Here is a 21,569-nt window from a genome sequence, read left to right as displayed (position 1 = left end):
CGTATCGACGCGCGCGTGAGCCGTACCGGCATTCACGCGCGCGTGGGCCGTTCATAGGCGGTCACCAGGTCGTCGATCGCGGGACCCAGATAGCCCCGTGTCAGCTCGGCCCGGCGCACCGTCCACTCCTCCGTGGGCGGCGCGGGATCCTCGTAGCGCCGCCTCCTGATGTCGTCGACCACCTCTGCCGGCGCCCCCAGTCCGGGGAGCAGCTCCAGTGCCTCCCTCTTCGATATCAGCCGCCCGTCCCGCAGGGTCGTGGTGGCCCGCGCGAGGGTGATCGTCCCGAGGTCGACCCACACGTCCTGCTTCCAGAGCCGGGCCTTGTCGACCGCGGGTCGCCAGAACTCCTTCTGGTCGCGTACGACGAAATCGCTGAGCTCGTGGTCCAGGAGGGGCGGCAGCAGGTCCTCGGGCGGTTTGCCGTGCAGGACGAGACCGAAGGCGTGCAGTTCGCGGCGGGTGACCGGGGTGACCGGGCGTTTCATCAGCCCGTCGTGCGCCCAGGTGACGTACGACCGCTCGGCACCGGCCATGGTGTCGGGCGTCAGATAGCTGCAGTGCAGCTTCCCGGCGAGCGGTTCGTCGGCGCGCAGCCGCCGGTGCAGTCGGACCAGCTTCCGTATCGCGCCGAGCGAGACGGGGCCCTCCAGGACGGCGATCAGATCGAGATCGCTGCGCCCCTCCTGATAGTCGCCCCCGGCGAGCGAGCCGTGCGCCCACACGGCCACCGGGGCGAGGGCGCGCAGATCGGCGAGGAAGCGGTCGAGTAACTGGGCGGTGCCTTCATCGGTCATCCGCACAGTCTGGAGCCGCAGGGCACGCCGGTGAAGAGGGGCGTCACTCCACCCCGTACACCCGCCGCGCGTTCCCCGCCGCGATCAGCCCCGCCACCCGCTGCGCGTCGGCCAGCGACCAGGCCCCCTCGGCGACCCAGGTGCCGAGCACCCGTGCGAGCGCTTCACGGAAAAGGCGTGCTCCGACCACATGAAGTTCGGGCAGTCCATGTGCTCCGCTGGAGAAGAGGAGCTTGCCGAAGGGCGCCAGCTCCAGGATCTCGGCGAGGACGGCCGCCGCCCTCGCCCCCGTACGGACCAGGGCGGCGCCCAGGTCGGCGTACACATGCGGGAAGACCCCGGCGAGGTGGGCCGCGTGCCGGTGGTACGGGTAGCCGTGCAGGAGGACGAGGTCGGTGCCGAGTCCGGCCGTGGCGCGGGCGAAGTCGGTGAGCAGGACGGGGTCGGTGCGGTCGATGCGCAGTCCGGGTTCACCGAGCCCGGCGTGGAGCTGGAGGGGCAGTCCTGACCCCACCGCGATCCACAGCAGGTGGCGGAGAAGGACGGGATCGCTCAGCGGCCCGCCCACCCGGCGGCGCGCCAGCCAGCGGCCCGCCGCGCCCCGCACCTCGCCCGGCCCGGGCGGCTCGGGCGCGAGCGCCAGACCGTGCCGTCCGCCCGCCACGGACGTGAAGGACACGGCGTTCGCGGCCGCCCCGTGGACGGACTCGGCGAGATTGGCGAGAAAGGACTCGACCGTGCCGGAGGTGTCGGCGACCTGTTCGGCGAGCAGCTCAAGACGGACGATCTCGTGCGCGTCGGCGGCTCCTGTGGAGGCCATCTCGCCCGGCCCGGTCAGATCGCCGGGCAGCCCGGTGTCGACGAGATACGTCGTGATGCCGCTGCCGCGCAGCAGCCTGCGGCCAGATTCCAGTACGCCGAGTTCGCGACGCCTGGCCAGATAGCGGGCGGGGGGACAGTGCGGCTCCAGGCCGAGCAGCGGCGGGCACCAGCGGCGTACCGCGAAACCGGTCTGGGTGTCGAAGAAGGTGGTGCCGGCGGCCGGCGGACCCTCGGTCCTGGCGAGGTGGGCCTCGAAGGTGCCGAGGCCCAGCTCCGTTCTCAGTACGCCGTGGCAGTACTGGTCCACGAGGGACGGTGTTTCGATCATCCGGACTCCCCGCGTAGACGCTGTGTGCTTACAGGTCTTAACGGGCGGACCGGGGGTCAGGTGATGGCCGTACACACCCCGTGCGAAGGCGCTCCGCCGTTACGGCTCGGAAGGTGCGGGTCGTTCTGAGGCCGCGAACCGTCCGTGGCTGGTCGCGCCGAGGCGGCGGAGCCGCACGTGAGACAGCCCCGCGCCCCTTTCGGGGCGCTGTACCTGAGGCCGGGTTCAGGAGTTGCGGGGGCCGCCCACCTGGATCCCGGCCATGCGCGTCCACTCGTACGGACCGGTCTTCACCTTGGCCGCGAACTCCCCGTCGAACGCCTCGTGAACCGTGATCCCGGCCTTCTTCACGGCGTCCTCGGCGATCGCGTACGTGGGCGCCACGAGGTCGCCCCAGCCGCCGTCCGCGCCGACGAGCACGATCCGGGCGCCCTTCTGGCCGATGTACGCGACCTGTCCCTCGACCCCGCCGTGCGCCTTGGAGAAGGCGCCGATCTGCTGGGCGAGCTTGGCCGCCTTGCGCTCGGCCTTGGCGTCCTGGGTGGCGCCGTTGGTCTCGTCAACCTGCTGGGTGTCTGCCATGGCCAGGATGCTACCGACGGGTAGATCAAACGGCGACGGGCGGGGTGCGTGGCCTTGACCACGTACCCCGCCCGTCGCGAAGTCCCGGCGGAGTGTCAGCGCAGGAAGGGGTCCACCGCGACGGCCACGAAGAGGATCGACACGTAGGTGATCGACCAGTGGAACAGCCGCATCTCCTTGAGCTTGCCGCCCGTCACCTCGGCCTTGGCGCGGTTCTGCAGACCGTGGGCCTCCCACAGCCAGAACCCGCCGGCGGCGAGTGCGACCACCAGGTAGAACCAACCCGTGTAGCCCATCGGGGTGAGGAGCAGCGAAACCGCGACCATCACCCAGCTGTAGATGACGATCTGGCGGGCGACGACCTTGTTGGAGGCGACGACCGGCAGCATCGGCACGCCCACGCGCGCGTAGTCGTCCTTCACCTTCATGGACAGCGGCCAGTAGTGCGGCGGCGTCCAGAAGAACATGACGAGGAAGAGGATGACCGGCGCCCACGACATGGAGTTCGTGACGGACGACCAGCCGATGAGCACCGGGAGGCAGCCGGCGATGCCGCCCCACACGATGTTCTGCGACGTACGGCGCTTGAGGATCATCGTGTAGACGACGACGTAGAAGAGGAGTGCGCCGAGGGAGAGCCAGGCGGACAGCCAGTTGACCGTCAGGCCGAACAGCAGCGTCGAGACGACCGCCAGGGTGATGCCGAAGGCCAGGCACTCGCGCGGGCTGACCATGCCGGTGACCAGCGGACGCTGGGAGGTGCGCTCCATCAGGGCGTCGATGTCACGGTCGATGTACATGTTCAGCGCGTTGGCGCCGCCCGCCGACAGATAGCCGCCGAGGCAGGTGAGGAGCACCAGCTTCAGGTCGGGAACACCCTGCTCGGCCAGGAACATCACCGGAACGGTGGTGATCAGCAGCAGTTCGATGATTCGCGGCTTGGTCAGCGCCACGAACGCTTTGACACGGGCCCCGAACGGCCGCTGGCCCCGGCTGCTGCTCTTGGCGAGCTCCCCCACAGCCTTAAAGGCGTGGGCGGTGCCCCCACCCGCTGGACGGGATTCGACGGCCGTCACGCACACCCCTGACAGAGACATCCCAGCAAGCCCCGGGTGTGAACTCCCGGTAAAGGCTCGCGCGTACCACGCCACTGTAGACGTTGCCCAGACCCCGACATTCGCGGGGGTGGGGTCGTGTTGACCAGCACCGCTGGAAGAGCCGAGCACCACTCGATTGAGCACTCGGACGAGCGGCTCCGTATTCACTTGCCGAATGCGGAACGGACCGGTCGGGAGGCGGATCTCCGAGAGTCCCGGCAGTCTGGAATGACTCGAAAAAACGCACGTACTTACGGGGGTAGGCTCGACAACGCCGGTGGGCGCCCAGTGCACCGGATATTCGACATGTGGAACATGTGGAGAGGAGCCCTGACCCAGGGTGAGCACCAAGCCGACCACCACAGACCTCGAGTGGACCGAGTTGGACCAGCGGGCCGTCGACACCGCCCGCGTCCTGGCCGCCGATGCCGTACAGAAGGTCGGCAACGGCCATCCCGGTACGGCGATGAGCCTGGCGCCTGCCGCGTACACCCTCTTCCAGAAGGTGATGCGGCACGACCCGGCGGACGCCGACTGGGTCGGACGCGACCGCTTCGTACTGTCCGCGGGCCACTCGTCCCTGACCCTCTACACCCAGCTCTACCTGGCCGGCTTCGGCCTGGAGCTGGACGATCTGAAGGCGTTCCGCACGTGGGGCTCCAAGACTCCGGGTCACCCCGAGTACGGGCACACCACCGGTGTGGAGACGACGACCGGGCCGCTCGGCCAGGGTGTCGCCAACGCCGTGGGCATGGCGATGGCCGCCCGCTACGAGCGCGGTCTGTTCGACCCGGAGGCCGCGCAGGGCGAGTCCCCGTTCGACCACTTCATCTTCGCGATCGCCGGTGACGGCTGCCTCCAGGAGGGCATCTCCGCGGAGGCGTCCTCCATGGCGGGCCACCAGGAGCTCGGCAACCTGATCCTGCTGTGGGACGACAACCACATCTCGATCGAGGGCGACACCGAGACCGCGGTCTCCGAGGACACGGTCAAGCGGTACGAGGCGTACGGCTGGCATGTGCAGCGCGTGGCCCCGAAGCCGGACGGCGACCTGGACCCGCACGCGATCTACAACGCGATCGAGGCCGCGAAGAAGGTGACCGACAAGCCGTCGTTCATCGCGATGCGCTCGATCATCGCCTGGCCCGCTCCGAACGCGCAGAACACCGAGGCCGCGCACGGCTCGGCGCTCGGCGACGACGAGGTCGCGGCAACTAAGCGCGTCCTCGGCTTCGACCCGGAGAAGTCCTTCGAGGTCGCCAACGAGGTTCTCGCGCACACGCGTGAGGCGCTCGACCGCGGTCGTGAGGCCAAGGCCGAGTGGGAGAAGGGCTTCGCCGCCTGGCGCACCGCCAACCCGGAGCGCGCCGCCGAGTACGACCGCATCGCCGCGACCGAACTGCCGGCCGGCTGGGAGGAGAAGCTCCCGGTCTTCGAGGCGGGCAAGGGTGTCGCGACGCGTGCGGCGTCCGGCAAGGTGCTGCAGGCGCTCGGCGCGGTGATTCCCGAGCTGTGGGGCGGCTCCGCCGACCTCGCCGGCTCGAACAACACCACGATCGACAAGACCAGCTCGTTCCTCCCGGCGGACAACCCGCTGCCGGAGGCGAACCCGTACGGCCGCACGATCCACTTCGGTATCCGCGAGCACTCGATGGCCGCGGAGATGAACGGCATCGCGCTCCACGGCAACACCCGTGTCTACGGCGGCACCTTCCTGGTGTTCTCCGACTACATGCGCAACGCCGTGCGCCTGTCGGCCCTCATGCACGCGCCGGTGACGTACGTGTGGACGCACGACTCCATCGGTCTCGGCGAGGACGGCCCGACGCACCAGCCGGTCGAGCACCTGGCCTCGCTGCGCGCCATCCCCGGTCTGAACGTCGTCCGTCCCGCGGACGCCAACGAGACCGCGATCGCCTGGCGCGAGGTCCTCAAGCGCTACACGAAGGTGTTCGGCAAGGGCGCCCCGCACGGTCTGGCGCTGACCCGTCAGGGTGTGCCGACGTACGAGCGCAACGAGGATGCCGCCAAGGGCGGTTACGTGCTGTTCGAGGCCGAGGGCGGCTCGCCCGAGGTCATCCTGATCGGCACCGGCTCGGAGGTGCACGTCGCCGTCGAGGCGCGCGAGCAGCTGCAGGCCGCGGGCATCCCGACTCGGGTCGTGTCCATGCCGTGTGTGGAGTGGTTCGACGAGCAGGACCAGGCGTACCGCGACAGTGTCCTGCCGCCGTCCGTGAAGGCGCGGGTCTCGGTCGAGGCCGGTATCGGTCTGACCTGGCACCGGTTCGTCGGGGACGCCGGACGCATTGTTTCGCTGGAGCACTTCGGTGCTTCGGCCGACGGCAAGGTGCTCTTCCGCGAATTCGGCTTCACTGCCGAGAACGTCGCCAATGCCGCCCGGGAATCGATCGCCGCAGCCCAGCGCTGACGCTGGTCATACGACACGTAGGAGATGCAATTTCCATGACAGACGCACTCAAGCGCCTCTCCGAGGAAGGCGTCGCGATCTGGCTGGACGACCTGTCGCGCAAGCGGATCACGTCCGGCAACCTCGCCGAACTGATCGACCAGCAGCACGTCGTGGGCGTCACCACCAACCCGTCGATCTTCCAGAAGGCGATCAGCAGCGGTGACGGTTACGAGCAGCAGCTCACCGACCTCGCCGCCCGCAAGGTCACCGTCGACGAGGCCATCCGCATGATCACGACGGCGGACGTCCGTGACGCCGCCGACATCCTGCGCCCGGTCTACGACTCCACGCAGGGCCAGGACGGCCGGGTCTCCATCGAGGTCGACCCGCGGCTGGCGCACAACACGACGGCAACCATCGCCGAGGCCAAGCAACTGGCCTGGCTGGTGGACCGTCCGAACACGCTCATCAAGATCCCGGCGACCAAGGCGGGCCTGCCCGCGATCACCGAGGTCATCGGCAGGGGCATCAGCGTCAACGTCACGCTGATCTTCTCGCTGGCGCGCTACCGCGAGGTCATGAACGCGTACCTCGCGGGTCTGGAGAAGGCCAAGGCCGCGGGCCTCGACCTCTCCAAGATCCACTCGGTGGCGTCCTTCTTCGTGTCCCGCGTGGACACCGAGATCGACAAGCGCATCGACGCGCTCGGCACGGACGAGGCCAAGGCCGCCCGCGGCAAGGCCGGGCTCGCCAACGCGCGCCTCGCCTACCAGGCGTACGAGGAGGTCTTCTCCTCCGACCGCTGGGCCGCCCTGGACAAGGCGCAGGCCAACAAGCAGCGTCCGCTGTGGGCCTCGACCGGCGTCAAGGACAAGGCGTACAAGGACACCCTGTACGTCGACGACCTGGTCGCACCGAACACGGTGAACACCATGCCGGAGGCCACCCTGGAGGCCACCGACGACCACGGCCAGATCACCGGCAACACCATCGCCGGTACGTATGAGCAGTCCCGCGCCGAGCTCGACGCGGTCGAGAAGCTCGGGATCTCGTACGACGACGTGGTCCAGCTGCTGGAGGACGAGGGCGTCGAGAAGTTCGCGGCGTCCTGGAACGACCTGCTCAAGTCCACAGAGGTGGAGCTCCAGCGCCTCGCCCCTTCGGAGGGCTGAAATCTTGTCAAGCAGCAACCCGCTGCGTGACCCCGCAGACCGACGGCTCCCGCGTATCGCGGGGCCGTCGGGCCTGGTCATCTTCGGCGTCACGGGCGATTTGTCACGGAAAAAGCTGATGCCCGCCGTGTACGACCTCGCCAACCGGGGTCTGTTGCCGCCGGGCTTCTCGCTGGTCGGCTTCGCGCGCCGCGAGTGGGCTCACGAGGACTTCGCGCAGGAGGTCCACGACGCCGTCAAGGAACACGCCCGCACGCCGTTCCGCGAGGAGGTCTGGCAGCAGCTCGTCCAGGGCATGCGCTTCGTGCAGGGCACCTTCGACGACGACGACTCCTTCGAGCGGCTGCGCTCCACGATCGACGAGCTGGACAAGGCACAGGGCACGGGCGGCAACTTCGCCTTCTATCTCTCCGTGCCGCCGTCCGCCTTCCCGGTGGTCATCAAGCAGCTGAAGAAGCACAACCTGGCCGACCAGTCGAACGGCTCCTGGCGCCGTGCGGTCATCGAGAAGCCCTTCGGCCACAACCTCAAGTCGGCCGAGGAGCTCAACTCGGTCGTCCACGAGGTCTTCGCGCCCGACCAGGTCTTCCGCATCGACCACTACCTCGGCAAGGAGACCGTCCAGAACATCCTGGCGCTCCGCTTCGCCAACCAGATGTTCGAGCCGATCTGGAACCGGTCCTTCGTCGACCATGTGCAGATCACCATGGCGGAGGACATCGGCATCGGCGGCCGCGCCGGCTACTACGACGGCATCGGCGCCGCCCGTGACGTCATCCAGAACCACCTGCTCCAGCTGATGGCCCTCACCGCCATGGAGGAGCCCGCCTCCTTCGACGCGGACGCGCTCGCCGCCGAGAAGACCAAGGTCCTCGGCGCGGTGAAGCTGCCGAAGGACCTGGGCAGGAACACGGTCCGCGGGCAGTACACGACGGGCTGGCAGGGCGGCGAGCAGGCCGTCGGCTACCTCCAGGAAGACGGTATCGACCCCAAGTCGAAGACCGACACATACGCCGCGATCAAGGTCGAGGTGGACAACCGCCGCTGGGCGGGCGTCCCGTTCTACCTGCGCACGGGCAAGCGCCTGGGCCGCCGCGTCACCGAGATCGCGGTCGTCTTCCAGCGCGCCCCGCACTCCCCCTTCGACCACACGGCGACGGAGGAGCTGGGCCAGAACGCGATCGTCATCCGCGTCCAGCCCGACGAGGGCATCACCGTCCGCTTCGGCTCCAAGGTGCCCGGCACCTCGATGGAGATCCGGGATGTCTCCATGGACTTCGCGTACGGCGAGTCGTTCACGGAGTCGAGCCCGGAGGCGTACGAGCGTCTGATCCTGGACGTCCTGCTCGGCGACTCGAACCTCTTCCCGCGCACCGAGGAGGTCGAGCTGTCCTGGAAGATCCTCGACCCGATCGAGGAGTACTGGGACAAGCACGGCAAGCCCGCGCAGTACCCCTCGGGCACGTGGGGCCCCGTCGAGGCGGACGAAATGCTCGAGCGAGACGGACGGAGCTGGCGTCGCCCATGAAGACCGATCTCACGGACACCACGGCCAGCAAAATCAACAAGGCGCTCGTGCAGGGCCGCCGCGCCATCGGCACGCCCGCCGTCGGCATGGTGCTCACCCTGGTCATCGTCACCGACGAGGAGAACGCCTACGACGCCCTGAAGGCCGCCAACGAGGCCTCGCACGAGCACCCCTCGCGCACCCTCGTGGTCATCAAGCGCGTCTCGCGTTCGCCCCGCGACCGCACGAAGTCGCGTCTGGACGCCGAGGTACGGCTCGGCGTCGAGGCCGGCACCGGCGAGACGGTGGTGCTGCGCCTGTACGGCGAGGTCGCGGGCCACGCCGACTCGGTCGTCCTGCCCCTGCTGCTGCCGGACGCGCCCGTCGTCGTCTGGTGGCCGGTGAGCGCGCCCGTCGACCCGGCCAATGACCCGCTGGGTGCTCTCGCCCAGCGCCGGGTCACCGACACCTACGCGGCGGAGGCGCCGGTACGCGAGCTGACCGCCCGCGCCGATGCCTACACCCCGGGCGACACCGACCTCTCCTGGACCCGCATCACGCCCTGGCGCTCGATGCTGGCCGCGGCCCTGGACCAGGTCACCTGCGAGGTGGAGGCGGTCGAGGTGGAGGGCGAGGAGTTCAACCCGAGCTGCGAGCTGCTCGCCATGTGGCTCGCCGACCGCCTCGACGTCCCCGTCAAGCGCTCCAAGTCCTCCGGCCCCGGCCTCACCGCCGTCCGGCTGGGCACGAGCTGCGGCCCGATCGTCCTGGACCGCGCCGACGGCTCCCTGGCGACCCTGTCCATCCAGGGCCAGCCCGACCGTGCGGTGGCGCTCAAGCGCCGCGAGACGTCCGAGCTGATCGCGGAGGAGCTGCGCCGCCTCGACCCGGACGACACCTACGCGTCGGCGCTGCGGTACGGGGTGCACCGGCTGAACGCGACGGCGACGGAGTCCTCCGAGGAGGGCGCGGCACCGGGCGCGGTCAAGACCGCGGCGAAGCCCGCGACAAAGGCCGCGGCCCCTGCCAAGAAGGCCGCCGCCAAGAGGCCTCCCGCGAAGAAGGCGGCAGCCAAGTGAGTACTCCGCAGCTCGTCGTCCACCACGACAAGGAGCTGATGGCCCAGGCCGCCGCGGCCCGGCTGATCACGAAGATCGTGGACGCGCAGGCCTCGCGCGGCTACGCCTCGGTCGTGCTCACGGGCGGCCGCAACGGCAACGGGCTCCTCGCGGCGCTCGCGGCCGCGCCCGCCCGGGACGCCATCGACTGGGGCCGCCTCGACCTGTGGTGGGGCGACGAGCGGTACCTGCCCGAGGGCGACCCGGACCGCAACGACACCCAGGCCCGTGCGGCTCTGCTGGACACGGTGCCGCTGGACCCCGCGCGGGTGCATCCGATGCCCGCGTCCGACGGTCCGTACGGCGCCGACGTGGACGCGGCGGCGGAGGCGTACGCCGCGGAGCTCGCAAAGTCCGCGGGGCCGGAGAACCACAGCTCGGCGCCGACCTTCGACGTGCTGATGCTGGGCGTCGGCCCGGACACCCACGTGGCGTCGCTCTTCCCGGAGCTGCCCGCCGTGCGGGAGACGGAGCGGATGGTGGTGGGCGTGCACGGCGCGCCGAAGCCGCCGCCGACCCGGATCTCGCTCACGCTTCCCGCGATCCGCTCCGCCCGCGAGGTGTGGCTGCTCGCGGCGGGCGAGGACAAGGCCCAGGCCGCGGCGATCGCTCTGTCGGGCGCGGGCGAGGTGCAGGCCCCGGCGGCCGGCGCGTACGGCCGTCAGCGCACGCTGTGGCTCCTGGACTCGGCGGCGGCTTCCCAGCTGCCTCGGTCGCTGTATCCGCCATCGTCGCCCTGAGCCCTCAGCTTCTGTACTCGGCTCCACCAGAAGGCCCCAGGTCAGCGACCTGGGGCCTTCTGTGTCCATGGAGTCGCCCCCGCCGCCCCTACCCGTCCCATCCCTGGGGGCTGCGCCCCCAGACCCCCCTAAAAGATTGCGCAGTTCCCCGCGCCCCTGAAGAGAGTCGTCTGCGGGACGGTGGGGGTTGCTCGCGCAGTTCCCCGCGCCCCTGAAGGCGCGGGGCTTCGCCCCGCGATCCCCCGCCCGCCCCGGGGTCTTTTAGGGGCGCGGGGAACTGCGCAATCTTTTACACCAGCCCCCACCCACCCGCACCCGACACACAACCCACGGGGTCGAAGGGGCAGAGCCCCTGGGGATGGGACGGGTAGGGGCGGCGGGGGCGAAAACCCCGTGGGGCCCACCCGTCACTTCACCGACCCCGCCATCACCCCCTGCACAAAGTGCCGCTGGAAGGCGAAGAACACGACCACGGGTACCACCAGGGACAAAAACGCCCCGGGCGCGAGCACATCGATATTGCTCCCGAACTGCCGTATCTGCGACTGGAGTTGAACCGTCAGCGGCTGCGAGGAGCTGTCGGCGAAGAGCAGCGCGACCAGCATGTCGTTCCACACCCAGAGGAACTGGAAGATGGCCAGGCTGGCGATGGCCGGCCGCCCCACGGGCAGCACGAGCCGCGTGAAGATACGCCACTCGGTACCCCCGTCCATGCGCGCCGCCTCCAGCATCTCCTTCGGCATCTCCGCGAAGTAGTTCCGCAGCAGGAAGATCGCGAACGGCAGCCCGTACGACACGTGGAAGAGGACGACCCCCGGAATCGTGCCGAACAGGCCCAGCTGCCCGAAGAGTTTGGCCACCGGCAGCAGACCGATCTGGACCGGCACCACCAACAGCGCGACCACCAGCAGGAAGAGCGGTTCGCGCCCCGGGAAGTCCAGCCACGCGAAGGCGTATCCGGCGAGTGCGGCAAGGACGACGACGAGGAAGGTAGCGGGGACGGAGATCAGCACGGTGTTCCAGAACGCCCGCGTCATCCCCGAATTACCCAGCAGCGCCGAGTAGTTGTCGAAGGACAGCTGCCCGGGACTGCGCAACGCGGTCCACCAGCCGCCCTTCGCGGTGTCCTGCGCGGACCGCAGCGAGGACACGAACAGTCCCGCGAGCGGGGTGAGCCACACCAGCCCCACGACGACGAGAAACGCCTGCACCAGGCTGTTGCCGAGCCCCCGCCTGAGCGCGTTCATCGTTGACTCCCTCGGAAACGGCGGACGTTGAAGACCATGGCGGGGATCACCAGGAGCAGGAGCAGCACACCGAGCGCGCTGCCCAGGCCCTGGTTGTTGCCGCCGCCGAAGGACACCAGCCACATCTGGGTGGCCAGCACGGTGGCGTCCTCCTGCACCGGACCCGGCGCGATGATGTAGACGAGGTCGAAGACCTTCATCACGTTGATCACCAGGGTCACGAAGACCACGGTGAGGACGGGCGCGAGCAGTGGCACGGTGATCCGGCGGAAGATCTGCCACTCGTTCGCGCCGTCCATCCGCGCCGCCTCCAGCGCGTCGCGCGGCAGCGCGGCGAGTCCCGCGCCGATCAGGACCATGGCGAAGCCGGTCCAGATCCACAGGTAGGCGCCGATGATGGCGGGCGTGACGAGCGCGGGGCCCAGCCAGGAGACGCCCTGGTACGGCGGGGCGAAGTTCGAAGCGGGCAGCCGCACGCTGTACGAGCCCGAGCCGAGGTCCTGGAAGCGGAAGGAGCCGTCGGCCGCGGTGGTGGTGCTCGCGACCGTCTCTCCGTCGCGCACCGCCTCGACCTTCATCTCCGGCAGCCCGCTCTCCTGGCGGTCGACCTTGCCCTGCTGCCCTCCCCCGCCGCGCGTGAAGTCCAGGTAGACGACACCGCGCAGTTCGTCGGAGGCCGCCTTCCGCGCCGCCGCCGGGTACGCGGCCCGCGCGCCCTGCGGCAGGTCCTTCGGGAGTACGCCGACCAGGCCGAGGTCGACGGTGTGGCCGGGGGACGCAGCAGCGGTCGTACGGTACGAGCCGTCGGCGCCCTTGGTCAGGCCCTGGCCGTCGCGGGCCCGGGCGGTCGGGTAGGACGACGTGCCCGTGAAGGCGTCGTGCACGGAGACGACGGCGGCGTTCAGGACGCCCTTGTCGGGGTCCTCGTCGTAGGCGAGCCGGAAGATGATGCCCGCGGCGAGGAAGGAGACCGCCATCGGCATGAAGAGCAGCAGCTTGAACGCCGTTGCCCAGCGCACCTTTTCGACGAGGACGGCGAGGACGAGGCCGAGCCCGGTGAGCAGGGTCGGTGCGACGACCACCCAGATCGCGGTGTTGCGGACGGCCTTGAGTGTGGCGGGGTCGCGGAACATCTCGGTGTAGTTGTCGCCGCCCACGAACCGGGTGCCGGAGGCGTCGAAGAAGCTGCGGCCCACCGAGAACAGCACCGGGTAGACGACGAGCGCGCCGAGCAGGAGCAGAGCGGGGAAGACGAAGGCGAGGGCGACGATCCGGCCGCGTCGCCGGGCCCGCCGCCGGCGGTCGGCCATGCCGACCGGCGGCGGGCTCGCCTCTTTGAGGAGTGTGGCGGTCATGGTGATCAGCCCTGGTACGCCTTGGCCGCCGCGCTCTCGAGCTCGGCCGCGGTCCCCTTCGGGTCGGACGGGTCGCGCAGGAAGTCCTGGAGGATCTTCCACTCGCCGGCGCCCTTGGTGCCGCCGAACGCGGCCGGGGCCTGGTCGGACATGTCGAAGCGGACCGAATCCCCGGCGGCGACCAGGGACTTGGCGGTCTCGCGGGTGACGTCGTCGCCGTAGGAGGAGAGGGCGAGCTTCTTGTTCGGGGAGAGGAAGCCGCCCGCCTCGGCCCAGACCGCCGACGCTTCGGGGGTCGCCAGGTACTCCAGGAACTGCTGGGCGGCCTTCTGGTTCTTGCCGTCCTTGAGGACGACGGCCGCGTCGCCGCCGCTGACCACGGGCGCCTTGCCGTCGCCGACCGCGGGGAAGGGGAAGAAGTTGGCGTCCTCGCCGATCTTCTTGCCGAACTGGTCCTTGGCGACCCCGGCCACGAAGTCGCCCTCGTAGACCATGCCGGCCTCGGGCTTGGGCCCGAAGACCTTCTCGACGGAGCCCGGGAAGTCGGTGTTCAGCGCCTCCTTCTGGCCGCCGGCTACCAGCTGCTTGTCCTTGAAGAGCTTGCCGAGGGTGGTGAGGGCGTCGACCACGGTCGGGTCGGTCCACTTGATCTTGTGGGCGGCCAGGGCGTCGTACTTCTCGGGTCCGGCCTGGGAGAGATAGATGTTCTCGAACCAGTCGGTGAGCGTCCAGCCGTCCTGTCCGGCGACGGAGAAGGCCGCGAGGCCCGACTCGGAGACGGTGTGCCCGGCCTTCAGCATCGCGTCGTACGTCGTCGGCGGCTTGACGCCCGCCTGGTCGAGGGCGTCGGGGCTGTACCAGACGGTCGACTTGTGTGCGGCCTTGAAGTACAGGCCGTACAGGGTGCCGTCGACGCTGCCGTAGTTCTTCCACACGCTGGCGTAGTTGCTGTCGACGGACTGCTGGGTCGTCTTGGACAGCGGCTTGAGCCAGCCCTCCTTCGCGAACTGCTGGAGCACGCCGACCTGCGGGACCATCACCACGTCGGGGGCGTTGCCGCCCTCGATCTTGCTGCCGACGACGGTGGAGACGTTGTCGCCGGTGGACATGAACTGGGTCTTGGCGCCGGTCTTCTCGCTGAAGGCGTCCAGGACCTTCTGGAAGTTCTTCTGCTCACTGCCGGACCAGACACCGGCCACGGTGATGGTCTGGCCGCTGAGCGACTTGCCGCCACCGCCCGCGGAGACGGGGCCGCCTCCGCAGGCGGTGGCGCCGAGGGCGAGGGCGAGGGCGGTGCAGCTCGCGAGCAGGGTCGTACGTCGTCGCATCATCGTTGATGTCCCTTCGGGGGAATGGGAATTGACGGGCAATCAGGAGAGGGTGGGGCTATCAGGAGGGGTGGGCTCAGGGGTTGGTGCAGTCACTGATCCACCAGGCGGCCGTCGAGCCGGGCAGGACGCCGGGCGCGCAGGGGCCGCTGGACAGCAGGGGGGTGCCGGAGACCGGCGCGGGCATCGGGGCCGTACCGAAGTTGACGGCGCAGACCAGGCCGTCGCCGCGGACGAAGCCGAGGACGCCGGGCTGGGTGTCCAGCCAGCGCAGCGCGCCCTCGCCCAACTGGGGCAGTGCTGCGCGCAGTTGGAGCCCGTCGCGGTAGAGGTGCCAGAAGGAGCGGGTGTCGGCGAGGGCGCGGTCGGTGGCGTACTCGGCGAAGTAGGCGGGCTGCGGCAGCCACGGCTTGGCGCTCTCGACGCCCGAGGTGAAGCCGAACGGCGAGGCGTGCCCCGACCACGGCAGCGGCACCCGGCAGCCGTCGCGGATCCGGGCGCGGCTGCCGGTCCTGCGGAAGATCGGGTCGGTGAGCACGTCGTCGGGCAGGTCGACGACCTCGGGCAGTCCGAGCTCCTCACCCTGGTAGATGTACGCGGCTCCGGGCAGCGCCAGCATCAGCAGTGCGGCGGCGCGGGCGCGGGCGGCACCCAGGCCGCTGCCCTCGGTGCCCAGTTCGCCGTAGCGGGTGACCGTACGGACCTGGTCGTGGTTGTTGAGGACCCAGGTGACCGTCGATCCGGTGCCCGCGATGTCCTGCATGGCCTCGGATATGACCTTGCGGAAGGCGTCGGCGTTCCAGGGGGCGCTGAGCAGGTCGAAGAAGAAGGCCTGGTGCAGCTCGTCGTGGCGTACGTACTGGGCGTGTTCGCGGGCGGTCGGCACGGAGACCTCGCCGACGAGCAGCCGCTCCCGGCTGTCGCGGGCGGTGTACTCCTCGCACACCGACCGCCAGTGGCGCCAGACGTCGTGCACCTCGGGCTGGTTCCAGGCGAGCGGGTTGACCGAGTCGCGGGTGCGGGCGTCGGCCTCCGGGTCGGGCGAGTCCGGCAGGCCGGGGTGCTTGTAGAGGCCGGCGGCCACGTCGATGCGGAAGCCGTCGACGCCCCGGTCGAGCCAGAAGCGCAGCGCGTGGTCGAAGTGGGCGCCGACCTCGGGGTTGCGCCAGTTCAGGTCGGGCTGTTCAGGCGTGAACATGTGCAGGTACCACTGACCCGGGGTGCCGTCCTGCTCGGCGACCCGGCTCCAGGCGGGGCCGCCGAACATCGCGTGCCAGTTGTTGGGCGGCTCGGCCCCGTCCGGGCCCCGGCCGTCGGCGAAGTGGAAGCGGGCGCGGGCCGCGCTGCCGGGTGCCGAGGCCAGCGCCTCCTGGAACCACGGGTGTTCGCTGGAGCAGTGGTTGGGGACGATGTCCAGGAGCACCTTGACGCCGAGGCGCCGGGCGTCCGTCATCAGCAGGTCGAACTCGGCGAGATCGCCGAAGAGCGGGTCCACGTCGCAGTAGTCGGCGACGTCGTAGCCGTGGTCGTGCTGCGGCGAGGGGTAGAAGGGGCTCAGCCAGATGCCGTCGACCCCGAGTTTCTTCAGATACGGCAGTCCGGCCCGGACTCCGGCGAGATCGCCGATGCCGTCCCCGGTGCTGTCCAGAAAACTCCGGACGTACACCTGGTAGATCACTGCGTCGCGCCACCAGCGGTGCGTGTTGAGCTTCACCCGTTGACCTGTCTGTGCGTGCCTCCGGTTATGCATGCATGTTAAGTAGGCGTGTCGCACGGGTGTCAACGAGTAGGTTTCGTGTGCCTGGAAGTTGGGACTTTATATGCTGACTTTTCCACCCACCGAGGCAGAAGATGAGACGGGCGCGTTACCTAACATGTAACTAGGAGCCGTCGAGCACGACGAAAAGAGGGCTCAGCCCCGGCGGGAGATGTCGGCCAGCTCGCGCGCCAGCCGGCGCACCGCCGCCTCGGGCGTCTCGTGGCCCGTCAGCGCGTCGTGCACGACCGCCTGAACGGCCAGGCTGACCTGGTCGTAGCGGGGGCTCTTGGGGCGCGGGGCCGCCGCGAGGACGCTCGTGCGCAGCGTCGGCAGATACGGGAACTCCCGGATCAGTTCCGGGTCCTGGTAGAGGTCGGCCCGTACGGGCGGCAGCGCACCGCGCGTGAGGACCTGCCGCTGCACCCGCTCGCTGGTGAGGTACGCGATCAGGCGCGCCGCGGAGTCGGGGTGCCGGGCATGCGTGTTGACCGCGAGATTCGAACCGCCGAGCACGCTCGTCCCTGGCCCGTCGGGTCCGGGCAGCGGCACCGCGCCGACCTTCCCGGCGACCGCGGAGCCCTTGGCGGAGGCGCTGACGTAGGCGTACGGCCAGTTGCGCAGGAAGAGGAGGTGGCCGTCCTGGAAGGCCTGTTTGGACTCCTGCTCCTTGTACGTGAGCGCCTTCTTCGGGATCCAGCCGTCGCGTACGCCGCGGGCGAGGAAGCCGATGCCCTCGCGTGCCGCCGCGGAGTCGACCGTGACGCGCTCGCCCTCGTCGCCGAGGATCGTGCCGCCTGCCGAGTAGACCGCCTCGGCGGCGTTCACGGTGAGCCCCTCGTAGGGCAGGAACTGGCCCGCGTAACCGTCGAGTCCGTACTTCGGCGCGATGGTCTTCGCCTGTTTCTCCAGCTCGGCCCAGGTGCGCGGGGGCGCGACGCCCTCCTTGGCCAGGATGTCCTTGCGGTAGAGGAGCAGTCCGGCGTTGGTGACGTACGGGACGGCGTACAGCCTTCCGTCGTACGTCGCCGTGTTGACGACCGGCGGCAGGAAGCCGCCGAGCGGGAAACGGTCGCGCGGCAGTGGGGAGATCCAGCCCGCGGCGGCGAACTCCGAGGTCCAGGCGACGTCGATGTTGAGGACGTCGAAGCGGCTCCGGTCGCCGCCGCGCAGGTCGGTGGTCATCTGCGCGTGGGTCTCGTCCGCGGAGTCCGGGAGTTCGACGAGGGTGACCTTCTCGCCGGGGTGGGTGCGGTTCCAGCCGTCGAGCAGCGGCCCCAGATAGTTGGTGAGGTCACCGGCGGTGGCCAGCGTGAGCGGACCGCGGCCGCCGCCGTGCGCACCGTCGGTCTGGGCGCCCGAGGCGACGTAACCGGACAGGACCACCGCCGCGACCAGGAGGCCCCTACCGGCGGCGCGTATCCACCGCATAGGTTCCTCCCTGTACACCGGCGCCGGGCACCTTCGCCCGGAGTCAGAGGCCATGTATACCTGTTAGGTATGGGCGATACTAGGGCCTGCGGCACATTGGCCTCGGGCACGTGGGCCTGCGGCACATCACAAGGATGCGGGGAGGAGAGCACGAGTGCGGCTGTCCCTCCTGGCCCTGCTGGCGCGCGGACCCGCCCACGGCTACGAGCTCAAGCAGGGCCTTGAGCAACTGCTGGGTGCCGCGTACCCTCAGCCGAACGTCGGCCAGATCTATGTGACGCTCGGCCGCCTCGAGAAGTCGGGACTGATCGAGGGCGAGGAAGTCGAGCAGTCGAGCCGGCCCAACAAGAAGATCTATCACCTCACCGACGCCGGGCGTGAGGCGCTGCGCGCCTGGTACGAGGAGACGGCGGACGAGCCGCGCGTACGGGACGAGTTCTTCATGAAGCTCGCGCTCGCACCGCAGACCGGTCTCGCCGACCAGATCGCCCTGATCAACAAGCAGCGGCGCCAGTATCTGAACACCATGCGCGATCTGTCGAAGCTCGCCGCGGCCGAGGACCGGGACAACCGCATCTCCCAGCTGCTCATCGAGGGCGCCATGCTGCATCTGCAAGCCGACCTCGACTGGCTGGAGCGCTGCCAGGAGGAGTTGGAGGAGCAGGAATGAGCCGCACCGCTCCTTCGCCGCGCCCCGAGGACGCTCCCGCCGAGGACGCCCCTGTGCTGCGCGCCGAGGGCCTGGTCAAGACCCACTACGGCGAGGGTGCGCCCGCGCATGCCGTGCGTGGCGTGGATCTTGCCGTACGCAAGGGCGAGTTCGTGGCCGTCACCGGCCCGTCCGGTGCCGGGAAGTCGACCCTGCTGCATCTGCTCGGGGGGCTCCAGCGCCCGGATTCCGGCAGCGTCTGGCTGGACGGCGAGTGCACGGACGCGTACAGCGAGGCGCGCTGGGCGGTCGAACGCCGGCGCCGTATCGGCATCGTCTTCCAGTTCTTCAACCTGGTGTCGAACCTGTCGGTCGCCGACAACGTCGAGCTGCCCGCCCTGCTCGCCGGCCTCTCCCCCAAGCAGGCGCGCGCCGAGCGCGAGACGCTCCTCGCCGAGCTGGGTCTGGAGGGCAAGGAGCGCAGCATGCCGGGCGAGCTGTCCGGCGGCGAGCAGCAGCGCGTCGCGCTCGCGCGGGCCCTGGTCAACCATCCGCCCCTGCTGCTCGCCGACGAGCCCGCGGGCAGCCTCGACAGCAAGGGCACCCGCGAGGTGACCCGGCTGCTGTCCCGCTTTCACCAGCGCGGCCAGACCATCGTGCTGGTCACCCATGACGCACGGCTCGCGAGCGCCGCGGACCGGGTGATCAGCTTCTTCGACGGCCGCATCGCCGACGACGCGGAACTCGACGGCACGCCGTCGCGGGGCGTGGGGATATCCGGCGTGCTGGAACTGAAGGACTGAGCCGCTGTGCGCAAGCCTCCGCCGATGAACCGGCCCCTCGTACACGAGCCCCAGCCGATGAGCGGGTCCCTCATACGCGAGCCCCAGCCGGTGAACCGGTCCCTCGTACGCGAGCCGAGAGGCTGAGCCGGGATGCGGGCCACTCTGCGCTGGGCGCACGCCGATCTGCGGACGCATCGCGGCGAGGCGCTGTTCATCGTGCTCGCCACCGCTGGGATCGTCGCCTCGCTGCTGCTGGCCACGGCGCTCTTCGGGTACGCGACCAACCCCTGGCAGCGCGTCTTCGCCCAGTCGCACGGCGCGCACGTGTGGATCCACACCGGCCCGTCGGCCGATGCGGACAGGCTCGCCGACCTGGACGGAGTCGAGTCCGTCGCGGGCCCGTACCCCACCGCCTCCGCCACCGTCGAGTCGCGCGGCACCCGCGCCTCCGTCGAACTGCGCGGCGCCGTCGAACCGCCCGCCACCGGCCGACCGCTCCTCGACTCCGGCCGCTGGCTGGACCCCGCCAGGCCCGACGGCGTGGTGCTGGAGAGCAGCCTCGCCCGGGCGCTGTGGGCCGAGCCCGGCGACACCCTCACCGTGCCCGGCACCACACGGACCCTGACCGTCCTGGGCGTCACCGACAGCGCCGAGCCCCGCTACAGCCCCGGCGAGCACTCGGGCCTCGTGTGGGCACTGCCGTCCGCCGTGCAGAGATACGCCGGGCGCACCGGCCAGGTGATCGGGCTGCGGCTGACCGATCCCGGCGACACGGACTACGCCGTCCAACGGGCCGTCACCCTCCTGGGCGCCGGAGCGGTCACCGAGGTCTCCCACTGGCAGCAGGCGCGGGCCGAGGCCCAGGGCGACAACCGGCTGCTGGGGCAGGTACTGGGCCTGTTCGGCCTCGGCGCGCTGCTCGCCGCCGCGCTCGCCGTGCACGGCGCGATCGGCACCCGTATCCGCGGCCATCTGCGGGACATCTCGGTGCTGAAGGCGATCGGTTTCACGCCCGGCCAGGTGGTGCGGATCTTCCTGCTCCAGCACGTGGCGTTCGCGCTGCTGGGCGCCGTGCTGGCCGCCGCGCTCTGCGAGACGCTGGGCAGCCGCGTCCCGGGGCGTCTGGGCGACGCGGTCGGTGTGTGGCAGGGGCTCCCGGGGCACACGGCGGCACTCTTCGCGATACCCGTGGCCGCGATGCTGTTCATCGCCGCGACGACAGGACTCGCGGCCTGGCGCGCCGGACGGGTGCCGCCGGTGCCCGGGTTGCGGGCCGGGGCGCCGCTCGGCGGGCGGCTGTCGGGCCTGGCGCGCGGGGCGCTCGGGCTGCGGCTGCCGTCCGCGCTGGTCCTGGGCTGGCACAAGGCGTTCACACGACGGCCGCGCTCGCTGGCCACGATCGCCCGGCTCGCGCTGCCGCTGCTGCTGATCGTGGTGGCCATGAGCGCGTGGACCACCATCGACCGCTTCCACAGCAGGCCCGAGCAGATCGGTCTGGCGGCCGCGCTCACGGTGCGGGCGGACGAGAACCTGAGCGATGCGGACGTACGAGCCCTGCTGGCCAAGAACCCGCAGGTCACCGACGTCCACCCGGGCGTCGAGGTGGCCGCCCTGGTCCCCGGCCAGACGGGCACGATCGCGCTGCGCGGGCTCGGCACCCACCAGGATCCGTACCCGTTCTCGCTGGCCGAGGGCCGCCTCGCGCGCGGACCCGACGAGGCGGTGGCCGGTCAGGGGCTGCTCGACCTGATGGACGTCCACGTCGGCGACTGGGTGCGGATCACGGTGGGCGAACAGCCGCAGATCCTGCACATCGTGGGCCGCAGCATCGAGCCGGAGAACAGCGGCCGGGTCATCTCGACCTCGCTCGACACCCTCCGCGAGAACGACCCCGACCTCCGGCCGACCCTCTACCAGCTCCAGCTGCGTCCCGGCGCCGACCCGCACAAGGTGGCCACCGAGCTGGCCACAGCCGCGCACGGACGCTTCGACGTGCACACCGTGACCAACCCGGCCGACGGGCTCTCGCCGCTGCGCGGGGTCGTCGTGGGGCTGATCGCCGTACTGGCCCTGATCGGGCTCATCGAGCTGCTCACCGCGATCGGCGGCACCGTGCGCGAGGGCGAGCGGGATCTGCTGGCGCTGAAGGCGATCGGGCTGACTCCGCGGCAGATCACCGCGGTCACCGTGACGGCGACGGGGTGCACGGCCCTGGCAGCGGTCCTCGTGGGTACGGCGCTGGGGGTGCCCCTCGCGCACTGGCTGATCGACTCTCAGGGCAGGTCGAGCGGCATCGGGGCCGGTATCGCCCAGGGGCCGTCCCCCGTGCTTCTGCTGCTGTTCGGCACGGCCGCCGTGCTGGGCGCCGCCACACTCGCCGCCCTGCCCGCGGCGCGAGCGACCCGCCGACGATTGGCGGACACGCTCAGCGCGGTGGCCTGAGCC

17 protein-coding genes are annotated in these 21,569 nt (G+C 70.4%); 8 read left to right on the top strand and 9 right to left on the bottom strand.

Going from position 1 to position 21,569, the window contains the following annotated elements; genetic code table 11:
- Positions 1 to 32: 32 nt before the first annotated feature.
- From OIC96_RS36545 to OIC96_RS36530, 4 genes are all read right to left on the bottom strand, one after another.
- On the bottom strand, positions 33 to 797 hold the full coding sequence (locus OIC96_RS36545) for a nucleotidyltransferase domain-containing protein (protein ID WP_330303732.1): 765 nt from the start codon (positions 795 to 797) through the stop codon (positions 33 to 35).
- Between the two features lie 43 nt (positions 798 to 840).
- A complete protein-coding gene (locus OIC96_RS36540; RefSeq protein ID WP_330303733.1) occupies positions 841 to 1,947 on the bottom strand; it encodes an amidohydrolase family protein in 1,107 nt (368 codons plus the stop codon).
- Positions 1,948 to 2,172: 225 nt separating this feature from the next.
- The gene (locus OIC96_RS36535) at positions 2,173 to 2,529 is read right to left on the bottom strand and encodes a hypothetical protein (RefSeq protein WP_330303734.1); all 357 of its coding nucleotides are present in this window, start codon (positions 2,527 to 2,529) and stop codon (positions 2,173 to 2,175) included.
- Positions 2,530 to 2,624: 95 nt separating this feature from the next.
- Positions 2,625 to 3,611, bottom strand: a complete 987-nt coding sequence (locus OIC96_RS36530; protein ID WP_406502249.1) for a heme o synthase — start codon at positions 3,609 to 3,611, stop codon at positions 2,625 to 2,627.
- Positions 3,612 to 3,966: 355 nt separating this feature from the next.
- Here OIC96_RS36530 and tkt point away from each other — a divergent pair, with 355 nt between their 5' ends.
- The 5 genes from tkt to pgl are packed head-to-tail and all read left to right on the top strand — an operon-like array spanning position 3,967 to position 10,573.
- Positions 3,967 to 6,054, top strand: a complete 2,088-nt coding sequence (gene tkt, locus OIC96_RS36525; protein ID WP_330303736.1) for a transketolase — start codon at positions 3,967 to 3,969, stop codon at positions 6,052 to 6,054.
- 35 nt (positions 6,055 to 6,089) lie between these two features.
- Positions 6,090 to 7,208: a transaldolase gene (tal, locus tag OIC96_RS36520; RefSeq protein ID WP_330303737.1), complete on the top strand. Its 1,119-nt coding sequence runs from the start codon at positions 6,090 to 6,092 to the stop codon at positions 7,206 to 7,208.
- A 1-nt stretch (position 7,209) separates the two neighbouring features.
- On the top strand, positions 7,210 to 8,736 hold the full coding sequence (gene zwf / locus OIC96_RS36515; RefSeq protein ID WP_406502250.1) for a glucose-6-phosphate dehydrogenase: 1,527 nt from the start codon (positions 7,210 to 7,212) through the stop codon (positions 8,734 to 8,736).
- A complete protein-coding gene (gene opcA / locus OIC96_RS36510; RefSeq protein WP_330303739.1) occupies positions 8,733 to 9,794 on the top strand; it encodes a glucose-6-phosphate dehydrogenase assembly protein OpcA in 1,062 nt (353 codons plus the stop codon). The genes zwf and opcA overlap by 4 nt, the downstream gene beginning before the upstream one ends.
- Complete coding sequence (gene pgl / locus OIC96_RS36505) at positions 9,791 to 10,573, top strand: 6-phosphogluconolactonase (RefSeq protein WP_330303740.1); 783 nt, start codon at positions 9,791 to 9,793, stop codon at positions 10,571 to 10,573. Before opcA ends, pgl begins: the two co-directional genes overlap by 4 nt.
- Positions 10,574 to 10,980: 407 nt before the next feature.
- Here the strand turns inward: pgl and OIC96_RS36500 are convergent, their stop codons facing one another.
- From OIC96_RS36500 to OIC96_RS36480, 5 genes are all read right to left on the bottom strand, one after another.
- Complete coding sequence (locus OIC96_RS36500) at positions 10,981 to 11,820, bottom strand: carbohydrate ABC transporter permease (protein WP_327427846.1); 840 nt, start codon at positions 11,818 to 11,820, stop codon at positions 10,981 to 10,983.
- Entirely contained in the window at positions 11,817 to 13,175 is a 1,359-nt protein-coding gene (locus tag OIC96_RS36495; protein WP_330303741.1) for an ABC transporter permease, read from the bottom strand. The genes OIC96_RS36500 and OIC96_RS36495 overlap by 4 nt, the downstream gene beginning before the upstream one ends.
- A 5-nt stretch (positions 13,176 to 13,180) precedes the next feature.
- On the bottom strand, positions 13,181 to 14,506 hold the full coding sequence (locus tag OIC96_RS36490; RefSeq protein ID WP_330303742.1) for an ABC transporter substrate-binding protein: 1,326 nt from the start codon (positions 14,504 to 14,506) through the stop codon (positions 13,181 to 13,183).
- A gap of 73 nt (positions 14,507 to 14,579) precedes the next feature.
- A complete protein-coding gene (locus OIC96_RS36485) occupies positions 14,580 to 16,253 on the bottom strand; it encodes a glycoside hydrolase family 13 protein (RefSeq protein WP_330303743.1) in 1,674 nt (557 codons plus the stop codon).
- A gap of 162 nt (positions 16,254 to 16,415) precedes the next feature.
- On the bottom strand, positions 16,416 to 17,690 hold the full coding sequence (locus OIC96_RS36480; protein WP_330303744.1) for an ABC transporter substrate-binding protein: 1,275 nt from the start codon (positions 17,688 to 17,690) through the stop codon (positions 16,416 to 16,418).
- A gap of 154 nt (positions 17,691 to 17,844) precedes the next feature.
- Between OIC96_RS36480 and OIC96_RS36475 the strand changes: the two genes are divergently transcribed.
- From OIC96_RS36475 to OIC96_RS36465, 3 genes are all read left to right on the top strand, one after another.
- Complete coding sequence (locus OIC96_RS36475; RefSeq protein WP_327427851.1) at positions 17,845 to 18,360, top strand: PadR family transcriptional regulator; 516 nt, start codon at positions 17,845 to 17,847, stop codon at positions 18,358 to 18,360.
- Complete coding sequence (locus tag OIC96_RS36470) at positions 18,357 to 19,142, top strand: ABC transporter ATP-binding protein (RefSeq protein ID WP_330303745.1); 786 nt, start codon at positions 18,357 to 18,359, stop codon at positions 19,140 to 19,142. Before OIC96_RS36475 ends, OIC96_RS36470 begins: the two co-directional genes overlap by 4 nt.
- Before the next feature lie 132 nt (positions 19,143 to 19,274).
- Positions 19,275 to 21,566: an ABC transporter permease gene (locus tag OIC96_RS36465; protein ID WP_330303746.1), complete on the top strand. Its 2,292-nt coding sequence runs from the start codon at positions 19,275 to 19,277 to the stop codon at positions 21,564 to 21,566.
- Positions 21,567 to 21,569 lie beyond the last annotated feature (3 nt).

The sequence above is a fragment of the Streptomyces sp. NBC_00775 genome (assembly GCF_036347135.1).
Classification (GTDB): domain Bacteria; phylum Actinomycetota; class Actinomycetes; order Streptomycetales; family Streptomycetaceae; genus Streptomyces; species Streptomyces lutosisoli.
This window is presented reverse-complemented; position numbering and strand designations above follow the sequence as displayed.

Bases quoted from the DNA above. Each gene is read 5' to 3' on its own strand.
- OIC96_RS36470 (WP_330303745.1), top strand. From the start codon at position 18,357: ATGAGCCGCACCGCTCCTTCGCCGCGCCCCGAGGACGCTCCCGCCGAG.
- OIC96_RS36465 (WP_330303746.1), top strand. From the start codon at position 19,275: ATGCGGGCCACTCTGCGCTGGGCGCACGCCGATCTGCGGACGCATCGC.
- OIC96_RS36495 (WP_330303741.1), bottom strand. From the start codon at position 13,175: ATGACCGCCACACTCCTCAAAGAGGCGAGCCCGCCGCCGGTCGGCATG.
- OIC96_RS36500 (WP_327427846.1), bottom strand. From the start codon at position 11,820: ATGAACGCGCTCAGGCGGGGGCTCGGCAACAGCCTGGTGCAGGCGTTT.
- tal (WP_330303737.1), top strand. From the start codon at position 6,090: ATGACAGACGCACTCAAGCGCCTCTCCGAGGAAGGCGTCGCGATCTGG.
- OIC96_RS36545 (WP_330303732.1), bottom strand. From the start codon at position 797: ATGACCGATGAAGGCACCGCCCAGTTACTCGACCGCTTCCTCGCCGAT.
- OIC96_RS36535 (WP_330303734.1), bottom strand. From the start codon at position 2,529: ATGGCAGACACCCAGCAGGTTGACGAGACCAACGGCGCCACCCAGGAC.
- OIC96_RS36485 (WP_330303743.1), bottom strand. From the start codon at position 16,253: ATGCATAACCGGAGGCACGCACAGACAGGTCAACGGGTGAAGCTCAAC.
- OIC96_RS36490 (WP_330303742.1), bottom strand. From the start codon at position 14,506: ATGATGCGACGACGTACGACCCTGCTCGCGAGCTGCACCGCCCTCGCC.
- OIC96_RS36540 (WP_330303733.1), bottom strand. From the start codon at position 1,947: ATGATCGAAACACCGTCCCTCGTGGACCAGTACTGCCACGGCGTACTG.
- OIC96_RS36480 (WP_330303744.1), bottom strand. From the start codon at position 17,690: ATGCGGTGGATACGCGCCGCCGGTAGGGGCCTCCTGGTCGCGGCGGTG.
- opcA (WP_330303739.1), top strand. From the start codon at position 8,733: ATGAAGACCGATCTCACGGACACCACGGCCAGCAAAATCAACAAGGCG.